The 12,341-nt window shown below is 33.2% G+C and carries 11 protein-coding genes and 2 pseudogenes; 4 read left to right on the plus strand and 9 right to left on the minus strand.

All coding sequences use genetic code 11. The features are described 5' to 3' along the window. Window position 1 precedes the first annotated feature (1 nt). Window positions 2–1,051, plus strand: a complete 1,050-nt coding sequence (locus SSOP1_RS04300) for a glycosyltransferase (protein ID WP_010923110.1) — start codon at window positions 2–4, stop codon at window positions 1,049–1,051. Here SSOP1_RS04300 and SSOP1_RS04305 read toward each other — a convergent pair whose 3' ends face one another. Beyond that, on the minus strand, window positions 1,052–2,017 hold the full coding sequence (locus SSOP1_RS04305) for a glycosyltransferase family 2 protein (protein ID WP_010923111.1): 966 nt from the start codon (window positions 2,015–2,017) through the stop codon (window positions 1,052–1,054). A 38-nt stretch (window positions 2,018–2,055) separates the two neighbouring features. Here SSOP1_RS04305 and SSOP1_RS04310 point away from each other — a divergent pair, with 38 nt between their 5' ends. Then, on the plus strand, window positions 2,056–2,979 hold the full coding sequence (locus SSOP1_RS04310) for an FkbM family methyltransferase (protein ID WP_010923112.1): 924 nt from the start codon (window positions 2,056–2,058) through the stop codon (window positions 2,977–2,979). Between the two features lie 8 nt (window positions 2,980–2,987). On the opposite strand, the pseudogene SSOP1_RS17540 reads toward SSOP1_RS04310, so the two are convergent. The 5 genes and pseudogenes from SSOP1_RS17540 to SSOP1_RS04335 form a co-directional block, all read right to left on the minus strand. Beyond that, window positions 2,988–3,569, minus strand: a pseudogene (locus SSOP1_RS17540) (glycosyltransferase); the annotation flags it as partial. Between the two features lie 171 nt (window positions 3,570–3,740). Then, window positions 3,741–4,211, minus strand: coding sequence for a hypothetical protein (locus tag SSOP1_RS17545; RefSeq protein WP_010923114.1), 471 nt, complete (start codon window positions 4,209–4,211; stop codon window positions 3,741–3,743). Between the two features lie 6 nt (window positions 4,212–4,217). After that, window positions 4,218–5,936, minus strand: coding sequence for a hypothetical protein (locus SSOP1_RS04320; RefSeq protein WP_231918205.1), 1,719 nt, complete (start codon window positions 5,934–5,936; stop codon window positions 4,218–4,220). A gap of 633 nt (window positions 5,937–6,569) precedes the next feature. Then, window positions 6,570–6,869, minus strand: coding sequence for a hypothetical protein (locus SSOP1_RS04325; protein ID WP_010923116.1), 300 nt, complete (start codon window positions 6,867–6,869; stop codon window positions 6,570–6,572). A 207-nt stretch (window positions 6,870–7,076) separates the two neighbouring features. Beyond that, window positions 7,077–7,529, minus strand: a complete 453-nt coding sequence (locus SSOP1_RS04335) for a glycosyltransferase family A protein (RefSeq protein WP_010923117.1) — start codon at window positions 7,527–7,529, stop codon at window positions 7,077–7,079. A gap of 614 nt (window positions 7,530–8,143) precedes the next feature. Here SSOP1_RS04335 and SSOP1_RS04340 point away from each other — a divergent pair. Further along, window positions 8,144–8,449, plus strand: coding sequence for a hypothetical protein (locus SSOP1_RS04340; protein WP_010923118.1), 306 nt, complete (start codon window positions 8,144–8,146; stop codon window positions 8,447–8,449). 197 nt (window positions 8,450–8,646) lie between these two features. Further along, the gene (locus SSOP1_RS16200; RefSeq protein ID WP_231918206.1) at window positions 8,647–9,444 is read left to right on the plus strand and encodes an FkbM family methyltransferase; all 798 of its coding nucleotides are present in this window, start codon (window positions 8,647–8,649) and stop codon (window positions 9,442–9,444) included. A 433-nt stretch (window positions 9,445–9,877) separates the two neighbouring features. On the opposite strand, the gene SSOP1_RS16840 is transcribed toward SSOP1_RS16200, so the two are convergent. The 3 genes and pseudogenes from SSOP1_RS16840 to SSOP1_RS04355 form a co-directional block, all read right to left on the minus strand. Then, window positions 9,878–10,033 carry a hypothetical protein gene (locus SSOP1_RS16840; protein WP_158011693.1) on the minus strand — a complete coding sequence of 52 codons (156 nt, stop codon included), beginning with the start codon at window positions 10,031–10,033 and terminating at the stop codon, window positions 9,878–9,880. A 324-nt stretch (window positions 10,034–10,357) separates the two neighbouring features. Continuing rightward, window positions 10,358–11,311 (minus strand): dTDP-glucose 4,6-dehydratase, encoded by a 954-nt coding sequence (locus SSOP1_RS04350; protein ID WP_010923120.1) that lies wholly within the window; start codon window positions 11,309–11,311, stop codon window positions 10,358–10,360. Beyond that, window positions 11,308–12,341: pseudogene (locus tag SSOP1_RS04355) on the minus strand (glucose-1-phosphate thymidylyltransferase). Before SSOP1_RS04355 ends, SSOP1_RS04350 begins: the two are co-directional and overlap by 4 nt.

The following is a 12,341-nucleotide window of genomic DNA, read 5'->3' on the forward strand; positions in this document are numbered from 1 at the left end:
CATGAAGATCTTTTTCCTCACCAGTCGTCTTAAAGAAAGAGACGGGGCCAGTAGGGCTATAATAAATTTTTCTAAAGGAATAAAACAAATAAGTCGATATGAACCAGTAATTATTTCATTATCTACCTCAATAGGCGTAAACAAACTTGGAAACATAGAAATAATTAATATCGATAAAGGTTTAGGGCTGCTTTCAAGCTTTAGAATTCTTTTAGGCTCTCCGTCCCCTCTAAAGCCCTTTAAAAAATATCTTCATGATGATGGAATATACATAGTCGCTGTTGAAGACATAATTCCCGTTTCAGAATTTAAAGACGACTTAATCTATTGGAGTCAAGGAGTGTTAACTAGTGTATTTTTCTGGGAACCGTTTATTAGAAGGAATAAGCTAGTTTCAGCATTAGCGTCTCCATTTCTCCTATATAATGCGATAAAATTCTCGAATTTCGTTAAGAAATATAAGGTTGTATTAGCGAATAGTAAAACCTCAGCCGTCTATGTTTCTTTACTTTACAACAGACCCCCTAAGGCAGTAGTTTACCCGCCCTTAAATACAGATTTCTTTAAACCTTCTAAGAATAAAGAGAAGTTCGTGTTAGTGTTTCTAAAAAGAGGATATCCTTCTCACGTAGATCTGCTAACTAAAATCGCGGAAAAAGTAAAGATGAAGAGCATAGGGTATAAGATACCTAACGCCGAGTATTTAGAGAGAGTTTCTGATGAGGAATTAAGGGATCTCTACTCTTCAGCATTGGTTACATTGTACCCTATTGACTTCGAGTATTATGGTTATATACCGGTTGAGTCTATGGCCGCTGGGACACCAGTAATTGCTTTTAGGTATTCTGGGGGACCAGCTGAGACTATAGTAGATGGGGAAACAGGTTGGTTAGCATCAGATGAAGAGGAGTTTTATAGACTAACAATAAAAGTTTATAACGAAGGTTACCCAGAAGATACTAGTGTGAAAAGCAGAAAAAGAGCTGAAGAGTTTTCTATACAAAATCAGACTAAACTGCTGTTATCTATTATTGAGAAACTAAAAGCATGATTATATAGAGAGCATTGAGTTACTCCGAACTTTTTTTAGATAGAGACTTCTGCTTTTCTCCGCTGAGAACACTGATAATAAGGAAAGTCCTTGTAGGAAGAAATTCCACTTATTAGGGTATTTTAGGGAATATCTTAACATCTTTACCATGCTAATTAAAGCGTCTCTTTTACTAATTTCTTTTTTAGAAATAATCTTATATAAGAAATCATGCTGAATAATAGACATTTCAATAAAATCTCTCAGGGCTTTGCTACTAAATATTTGCTTAAAATACAATGCGTCTTCGTATAGCATCTTAAACAATTTGTCATTTACCTCTGTATTACTATTTTGGCTCATAATAATCCTGTAATAAGTCAACTTTCTAAAATCTATCATTATAGGTAGGTTATTTTCTACGGCACAAAATAATAGAAATGTATCGACAGATATATTAACATTTTTCAATAAGTCAACGCATCTCATCGCCAAGTCTCTACTAATTACTATAGAACTACCGTTAAACCCTGCTTTAAACTTGTATAAAAGTTCCTTCAGCCTTCGAGTGTCAATACTAGTATAATACATAAATCTTTGATTATCCGTAGATAAATTAGAACCAGTTAACTTGTTATGAATTACCTCTTGAGCGTTATGATAAAACCCTATATCATATTTACTGAATTTATAGATAACTTCCCTAATTTTATCTTTACTAAATAAATCATCATCATCCAAAAAGAACAATATATCGCCAGAACTCTGATATATGCCTAATGAAATCTTTCCGCCCAATGTTTCATCATCAGTATAAATATTCTTAACATGATAAGTTTCTAAAAACGAGTCAATCTGATAGTCCTTGAAATTCTTCACTACTATAATCTCTGTTGGTTTCAATGAATTTTCCATGACAGACTCAATAGCGTCCTTTATAAACGCCTTCCTCCTATGCGCTGTAACGATTACTGTTGATCTTAACACAAAAACTATAATAGATATAACCTATTTAAACTTTCATAATGGCTAACTATGCATCATTTATAGAGGTACTAATAAGTAATTTCAATAGGTATCCATATACCCTTTTCCCTTTATATGCAAAAGCATACAAAAATCCATTAATTGTAGCCCTCAAATCATTATTAAGACATTACCCATTTGTTGTTGAATTAAAAAACGGAGAAAAGGTTTTAGTGACCGGAAAAGGGTATAAGATCGCCTCTTATTATGCTTTTCTCTATTTAGCTCGCAAAAAAGGTAAAAAAATAAATATAATAGACATAGATGAGAATACAATTAAAATAATTTATGATACTAATGAGATAATTTTGAAGGATTATACTAAAGGTGATATCATTGGAGTTTACATTAAGGAAGAATATCAAGATGTAAACGTAAAAGATAAAACCGTCATTGATTGCGGAGCTGCGATAGGAGATTCTGCTATTTACTTCTCGTTAAAAGGAGCCAAAAGAGTTATTGCGATAGAAGCGTATCCAAAGATAGCTAAAATTGCAGAGGAAAACGTGAAACTCAATAACTTTAAGAACATCCAGATTGTTAATGCCGCGTGCGGAACTGATGGTATTGTAACGGTGAATCCGAGGCTAGGCGGTGGACCAACACCACTGATGAGTTCAAATAACGGTTATACTGTTCCGTCGTTCTCGTTGCAAGGCTTAATAAAAAATTTCCAAGTAGAGAAAGGAAGCGTGTTGAAGCTAGATTGTGAAGGATGTGAATACGAATTCTTATTAAATGCTGATAGTTCCACATTAGAGTATTTTGACCAGATCATAATGGAGTACCATTATGGATATTCTCATCTGAAAAGAAAATTAGAGAAGGCCGGATTTAAAGTGAAGGTAACCAAACCAGAACTATGGAATAATCAATATAAAAAGGGTTTAATCCTAGGTAAATTATATGCTTCTAGAGAATAATTACATCACTAAAATAACGACATTAAATCTCTATAATATCTTTCGACTACTAAATCCCAGTCAGTATGTTTTTCGATAAATTTATCCATTTTGTCATTAAAAATAAGGGAGTTGTACTCATCATCATTCATAGTTAAGATTTTTGTAACTTCGGTCGCCATAAGTTTTATATTATATTCCTCAACGAATTTTACCGCACTTAATCCACTATATACAGATTTAGGCCCAGGTATGTCATAAGCCACCACTGGAGTTCCCACAGTTATTGATTCCAATATAGCTAAAGAAAAAGAATCTTCATGTGTAGGATATATCATGCATCTAGCTTCCGATACCATATTAAATAATTCTTCTCTACTAGTCAGATATCCTTTATATATTATGTTATCTTCTAATTGAAGTCTCTTAACAATTTCGAAAAAAATTGCTTTTAAGTTATCATCAGGAAACTTTCCCATGACTACTATCTTTAACTCCTTATATCCGCTCATTGTTATAACTTCCTTAACTATAAATGGAAGCTCTAGAACTCCTTTTAGTGGAATTAGCCTAGCAAAAAACACTAGATAATCTTTTTTCTTTGACGCCTCCTTTCGCTTATTTAATAACTCTTTCTCAACAGCTAATGGGGATCTATAACTATTGCCTTTTTAGAATTGTTAAGCCCTAATGCTCTCAGTTGACCTCGTGAAACTCCATAAATACGTGCTATGAGGTTAGAATATTTAATAAAATTGGAAATTAAGCTTTCTCTGACACCTTTATAAAATGTATATAAGCTTGTTCCTAGTACTAAGAAAGATATCTATAGGAAAGTTTTTCCTTATTTTCAAGTACTTAATTAGATTGTAAGGAATTCCAAGCCTAGATGCATGCAAACCCATACCTTGAAGCAACAAAGCGCTTCTGACTTTAAGTTTTCTAGAATAATAATAACTATGATCCAATAGAATATGATAATTGTTTATTTTAAAATTATTCTTAAAAAATTTAATTTGATGATAATTAATAGGCCAATAGTTTAGGTCAAAAATCATTTTAATATTATCATTTTTTAACTCATTTAACATTTTATCAATATAACTCCAATCATTAATCTTGTATGCCACCTTAATATTATCGCCGAATTTGTTTAATAACCTCCTGCTAATTTGAGCTTCCACGTATGCTGAACCACCCTCTGGTTGCGGATCCATAAGAACTAAAATTTTTTGTGCTATAATCTGACACACCCCTTTTCAATAGTTTTTAAAATATCTAAATATCTTAAATCTTTGTAACACATAGATTAAGACCAGAATAATGAAGCCCAGAAAGACCAATAAATACGTTATGTGCACGGTTTGTAATATACTCAGTTTTAATGTGGCTACGTAATTTCCAGCTGGCATTAACCACGCATTTGCGTAACCATTAGCTATATAGTGATGGGTATTTATCTCACCGTTTATTGTAACTTCCCATAAGGGCGAATACCCCTCATCGAAGACTAAATAAAATGGTCTTGAGGCATTGACTTGAATCTCGTATACCTCGTTACAGTAATCGTTAACCACTCTAATATGAACGCCAGAGATATTAGTTATATTAATCGCACCTAACCCGTAAATCACGCTCTGTTTCTGTGCTTTTAGCATATTATTCGCGTAAAGAAAGAACAACTGGTCACTACTTAGGTTTTCCGCAAGCCCCTCAGATGGATATAATAGACTTACGTTTAAGTTTATCATATACACGTTGTAATAACTATTTTCCATTACTAACGTTATATTAGGGGTACGAGCTAAAGCCTCAATAAATTTCGTGTAATTCCAAGGATATCCTCCAGCGTAACCCAGAGGAACGCCTGGGCCTGGATATTCTTGCTTGTTTAACACAATGTACTTCGCCCCTAATAATACGAAATAGTTGGTTATGTTAGTTATGTTAAAAGCTGGAAAGTACTTATAAATGGGGTAAATCGCGCTGTTAGCAAGAGATTTTATAATCGCGTTGTTAGCAAGAGCAGGAGATTTTATAACTTGCCCCATAATGTAGTCTGACAAAGGATAAATTGTATACCATACAGCTTTTGTTCCGTTATTATCGTACATTCCCGCAGCATACTGCATTGGGAATTCAATTACATTATAAAATTCGTCGTGCACAGAAAGATAGTTTCCCACACTGACTAACTCAGGGGGTGGGTAGAAAATATTTGTAGCATTAACTGGCAAGTTAAATGCCCTAATTTCTGGGTGTACCTCGCCAGCTCTAAAAGAGTAAATATAAGACGAGGATAAAAGCAAAATGATTAAGATGAAAAGAATCTTAATGTAATTTCTTCTTTTGCCTAGATATTCAAGGATATACAAGAGTGTATAACCTATTATTAGACTACTAACAAAGGAAACAGGAAAACCAGAAAAGATGTATTGTATACTGTACATTAAGCCTATAGCAATGAAACCTATGGGAGTAGAGTGTAAAGAATATAAGGGTAAAACATTTATGATTCCAGTAGACAATCCTCCTATTATTAATAATAGAAATAAAAGGGGAGCAAAGAATTTACCAGTTTTACCTTTTATAAAGAGTATCGTAGCGAAAATCAGTACAAATATTAATACCCCAATAATTTCATATTTTTCTGGCGAATATAAAGATATAAAAGAAGATAAAGGAAAGTTTTTGTATTGTGCCTCTGTTTCATATATAACTATTGGCTTCCCTAGAAACTCACCGTGAACACCAACTTGATATGCTCCTATTGATGCATTATATGTCTGATAAAGCTGTTCTAATCCAGCTACGATGACAATTAGAGCTATAACGAGGTTCTTTACGGTAAACTGTACAAAAGAAGGTTTACGTGAAAGTAACCATATTGGAACTACAGTAAATAAATAGAGCACTATAGACCAAAGTAGGTACGTAAATTCGGAAAATAGAGTCCCACTAGCCAGAATTAAATACAAAATTATTAAAGAGAATGAAATGACTTTTTCCTTGAAAATATACTTTATGCTAAAATATAGGACTAAAGGAAATAACATATAAAAAATAAAAAACGGGTAATTTACTCCTAATATAGGCGGCGTATAAGAATAAAATCCCCATGAATATATAAATCCCCCTAATAGTCCAGCTATTAAGGTAAAATAGGAACTGTATCGCTTCTCAAGAATTTCAAATATAATATTTAAGAGTTTTACAAAACCCACTTGAGATAGATAAATAAAGAGAAGTAAGTAAATAAACTCTGATAACTCTAAGGAAAAATGGAATATATTGTATAGTAGAAAAATAATAATTCCCATGAATAATGAATCTTGAGAATAGAAAAGTGGAGCTCCAGGGAAAAAGGGATCGTTCCAATAATAAAATAAAATTTTCCTAAGTAATATTAATGGAGAAAAAGGATAATTAGAGTCTAACCAGTATATTATTCCATTATCAAGATATGTGTATAAAAGTATAATATCAAACATTAAAGGAGTTAAGTAGAGTAATAAATATAAGGGTCTAATTTGCTTTAACATTCTAACACTTTCTCGTTCTTTGTAATTTAAGTTTTATCGTATGGTTAATAACGATATCCATTAATCAACTTAACCAAACAGATTATTGTACATTTTAACTCTAAAATTATAAATCCTTCTTAGAATGATCTTCCTTAATGTGAATGGGAAATAGGAAGCGATTGCAAGGATAAAGTTTCTAAGTCTGTCTTCGGCGTATGGATTATTAATAACCTTAAGGATATCATAAAAATTCAATTTGCAGATATCATCTGATGGTTTCTTTTTAGTGTTTCTAAATAATTTGTGCAGTACTTTCAAGAACAAATAGTCATACCTCAAAAATTTCTCTATTTCTGAACCTTTACTTAATCTATAAATTATCTGCATATCTTCGCATTGAATTCTAAACTTAGAAGAGTAATTGTTTATAAAATTATTAATTAGTTAAGTTTGAAGATGCAGAATATTTTTGTAATCTATATTTTCCTAGAACTATGTGATCAAACAGCATATCATAGTTTGATAAAAATCCTATAACCAAATAAAATGAGTCAATAGCTAATTTGATTTGTTTCAAATAAGTATCATATTCCTCTAAAATTTCTCTTCTGATTGCCATGGAAGACACGGACACATAACCGCCTCTGTGTAAGTTAATAAATATTGTTTTCCAATATTTCGACTTTTCTTGATAACAATTTTACCAGAATTATATAGGTTGTAAGGTAAATTTGCTTCCTTACCGTTTTCATTAATAATCTTAACTTTATGTCTATAAAAACCTAAATTTTGATTTTGCTTAAATATATCATATATTACCTTTAATTTGGTTCTTTCAAATAGATCATCATCCTCTAAGAAAACTACCACATCACCAGATGTTTCTTTTAGTGCTTCAGAAACCTTGGGCCCTATCCATCTATTTTTGGACTGAATAAATTTCCATTTATTACATAAATACCTAGAAATCTCAGCTTGATCAAAATTGGCTACGATAGCCTTTGTATTAATCCTAGTAAAGAGTAAAGTTTTTAACCATCGTCTCATAACTAAATTACTTGATGCAAGTAGAGTGCAAAGAAGATCTAGATGATCTCACACTAGTGATAATATTAATGATATAATAAAATTCTATTATTGCTTTAATGATGTCAATGAGTTAATTAAATGGTCTAGATCTAGACCTTCTGCTGAAATAAACATCGTTGAAAAAGAAGGAGACTCAGAAATAGTATTTGTAGTCCCTACACCGAATGTCAAAGATAAGTTAACATCAAATTTATTGAAATCTATCAAAAGTTTCCATACAATCCTAGTGGAAAGTAAGGGGAGGTATTTTAACTATGCAAGGAGTGTTAATAAAGGTGTGGAAATATCATTAAAATATAATCCAAATGGATAATTATTAGTAATATGATATAATTATCAGAGATAATATAAAACAGCTTGTATCAAAGCTACTAAATATTGATAATAAGAGATTTAATTCAATTATAGGTGCTGGAGGCCCACATAAGTTTAAATTATGTAGATTCAATTTCTTGTCGAATTTACTACTTTTGTCAAAATATAGGTAAAAATTTACTATTTTAAAGAAATTTAATACAAAATTTTATATATATGAATATAAAGAATTTTTTAGCTTAATTTGTAGACCATTAATGAGCGTAGAGAATATCTCTTTCTTTGGAGAATTTTTGATTATAAGTCCATATTATATTCTAAGAAATAATGGAATATTGTTCGATGAAACCTATATTAATGGAGTAGAAGATTTTGATTTATTTTTAAATATATTAAGCACGGGTTCTTATAAGTCTATACGCTTTAATATTGAGCATTTAGGTGGTAGATCACTAGGAACCGATGATAAAAGATTTCTAAGAAATTATATTAATATGATATATTTAAATTATAAAATTGTAAATAAAGTTATAAAAATTAAGAAGATTAATATAAAATTATGATTTTTATAACATAAATAGAAACCGCATTATAAGCGAAATATTGACAAAAGATTTAAATATGAAAAATTGTAGAGATAACAAAGATATTAATGGGAGTGTTTAGTAAATTAAGAAAATCTGTGGGGTTTACACGATTATTATTACGATATGTTGACAATTGGTTTGACATTTTATACCTTACTATTGCTAATAAAAAATTGGCATTTTTAGAAGTTAAATTAAAAGACAATAATAGAATATTTTTAAAAAATAGTATTTACGATTTATACGCTCTTCTTAGCTTATTAAAAAAAGGTTGGAAGGTTAAAGAAGCAGACGAGAATAATGCTATTTTATGCAAAGAAGTCTGTTTGAAAATTAGAACTAAAAAAGGTGCAGATATTGGACATATAGATGAAATATATGAGTGCAAGACCTATGGTGAGTCTTTTAAAGGAGTTGTAATAGATGTAGGAGCTTCCAATGCAGATTCGTCTATTTTCTTTGCAACTAACGGGGCAGAAAAAGTTATTGCGTTAGAACCTTTTCCTGAGTCTTATGAACTTGGAAAATATAATATAAAAATTAATAATTTAGATAATAAGGTAATTTTATTGCCTTATGCATTAACTAATTATGAGGGGTATGTAGATTTTATTATTTCTTCAGACAATCCTAATGTAAATACTGTTAGCCCTTCTACTCAAGTTATGGGATTATTAGGAATTAAATTTGACCAAAAGATTAAGGTGCCTACGACGACTCTTGCATCTTTAATTCAAAAATATAATATTGATAGAGTATACTTACTTAAGATGGATTGTGAAGGTTGCGAATACGCTATATTAAGGGATCTTCCTGCAGAAGTATTGAATAAAATAGAAAATATAATATTAGAGTTTCACGATTATCCGCAAGATCTTCCAGATATTTTAAGAAAAGCTGGGTTCAACGTTAATTACGAGAATAAACCTATAGGAATTTTAAAAGCATATAAAAACGATAAACTAGCGTAATTTGACTAGATCTAGAATTACTAGATAATATTTAAATTTGTTAAAATATCTGTTTTTATATTTGAGTTGTGTATTTATTAAAAATTATGGATATTCTGTGATTATATGCATAATCACTACATCTAAGGTGTGAGAGCCTTTGTTATCTCATATCTTCTTAAAATAACTATTTATGTGTTACTATAATTGCTCAGAGTGTGTCTAACAATTTTATTCACCTTGTTGTATAAAGTGAAGAAAGCCTTAATACACCTCATTATTAAAGCTTTGTGTGGGAAGTGTTTACCAATTTGCAAGCCTTAACTTCAAACTCCTAAACACATGTTCTACCAAGTTCACAGAATGTCTAATGTTTTAAGCCCAAAGCAAAGAGTGCATTATACCATGTCGTGAAGTATTTTACCAGTCAAGCTTAATCCCTCAAAGTCTAATCCTAGTCTAAGACCACAAATACCGTGATTAAATCCATCAAAACCCAATAAACTGAGTTATTAACTACCCTAATTCTCATCAACAGCATAGGGTAAGGGTACTCGCCCAACTTCCTCCACAGTACTCCTACGCGAAGTGATACCTCGACCCTCCTCAACAAGCTGATAAAGCTCTTGTAACTTCATCCCTAGTACAAGGGGAAATGTTTAAAGCAAGGTGAGGCGTTCCAACTTGCTTCTCATATTTCCCCTTATATTACCACCTCACCATCCTACTAAAATTTTATACAAAAATTGTTGGACACATTCAGATAAAGTATAATTCGCACAATCTGTGATATCGTCTCTTTAATGTCAAACGCATGAAATTAGTGCACAGAATGAGAGCATGTGAAACATATTGGCAGAATGAATAGAAAGCAAAGTTAAGGGAACCATCGTGAAGGCTAAAATTAACCTAGGTAATCTTATAAAAACTTTGTCTAAACTGTCAACCACGGCTCGTCTTCTACGAAGAACTTATCATTAATTAAAGGCTCCCACCACCATCTGTTATTCAAATACCATTCATAAGTCCTCCTCAGACCCTCCTTAAATGGCGTTACTTCATATTTCATACTTGTTGTCATACAATACCTTCTATCGTGGCCAGGTCTATCTGAGACAAACTTTATCTTAACCTCTTTACCGCTCACTTCCTCCAACATCTTCAAGATCTCGAGCACATTATACCTCTGCCCTCCCGGTATGTTATATACTTCCCCTTTCCACTCAGCTCTACTCACCACGTCGAAAATTATCCTAGCAGTGTCCTCTACAAATATCCAGTCTCTTTCAGCTTTCCCATCACCGTACACTGGAATGTGTATCCCTAGTAAAGTCCTAATTATAGCCTTAGGTATTAACTTTTCAGGGAACTGCCTAGGACCGTAGTTATTAGATGGTCTAACTATAACCGCACTTATCCCATAAGTCCTTACGTAAGCCTTTACGAACAAGTCAGCTGACGCTTTAGACGCGCTATAAGGAGAAGAGGGTTTTAAAGGTGAGTTCTCATCCCCGCACTCCTCACCGTAAACCTCATCTGTAGAGATGTGGACGTATTTGAAATTGAATTTCCGTGAAGCCTCAAGTAAGTTTACCGTACCTAGAACATTAGTAGTTACGAAATCTTGTGGTTTATAAATTGACCTATCTACGTGGGTCTCGGCTGCGAAATTTATGACGATGTCTGGAGAATACTCCTTAATTATATCATGCATTTTTTCGCTCCTAACGTCGGCTTGGACGAAATCGTAGTCTGTCCCAATGAGGTTTTCCTTCCTTCCAGCGTAGGTTAAGAGGTCTACTACGATGGGCTTTATACCCCTCTTGTTCAACTCCCTCACGAAAGCGGAGCCTATGAACCCAGCACCACCAACTACTATGATTTTCATAATATCACCGAGGAGTTCTCACCTATAATTAGCTTTTGCCATCTCCCACCTTTTTCAACAGTAGAGTTATTCCCTATTAAAGAGTCCATTAGTGTCACCCCCCTTATCTTAACGCCGTCAAGGATTACGCTGTATTCTATCTCACTGTCCGTTATTTCGCTCTGGTCACCAATAGAAGTGAAAGGACCTATATAGGAATTGATAATTTTAGTGTCCCTCCCTATGTAAGTTGGTCCCCTTACCACAGAGTTCTTTATTACAGCCCCCTTCTCAATTATCACTTTGCCGTCAACTGTAGAGTTGTCTACTACACCTTCAATCCTACTTTCAGCGTATCTGTCTAGTAGAAACGCGTTAGCCTCTAAGATGTCCTTTGGAGTCCCAGTGTCCTTCCACCAACCCTGGATTATTTCATAATTTACTTCCCTACCTCTGTCTATTAACCCTTGTATTGCGTCAGTAATCTCGAGTTCACCTCTCCAGCTAGGCTTTAACGACTCAATAACGTCAAAGATCTCCCTTGTGAAACCGTAAACACCTACTAGGGCTAGGTCGGAAATCTGTTCTTTAGGCTTTTCGATGAGCTTTACGACCCTCCCGTCTTTTATTACAGCCACGCCAAACCTATTGGGATTATTAACTTTGGCTAGTAGGATTGAAGCTGAGCCTTTGAAAGAGGAGAACTTGCTAAGGTCATAAGGGACTAAGTTGTCCCTAAGTAGACTAAGAACTTGTCCGAAACCACGTCCTTCACTTTATAAACCGCGTCAGCTAGTCCTCTAGCCTTACCTTGATAAACGTAGGTTATCCTAACCCCGAACTTGCTACCGTCTCCGTAATACTCCACGACACGTGTTGGCGCGTTGTCTCCAAGTACAATAATCACGTCCCTTATCCCTGCATCCCTGATCTGTTCTAAGACCCACTGTGAAACCGGCTTTCCTGCGACTTTTATCAACTGCTTTGGGCCAGTATGGGTTAACGGCCTGAGCCTTGTACCTTGCCCTCCATGTAGGATTACTGCCTCCAT

The organism is Saccharolobus solfataricus, from assembly GCF_900079115.1.
GTDB lineage: Archaea > Thermoproteota > Thermoprotei_A > Sulfolobales > Sulfolobaceae > Saccharolobus > Saccharolobus solfataricus.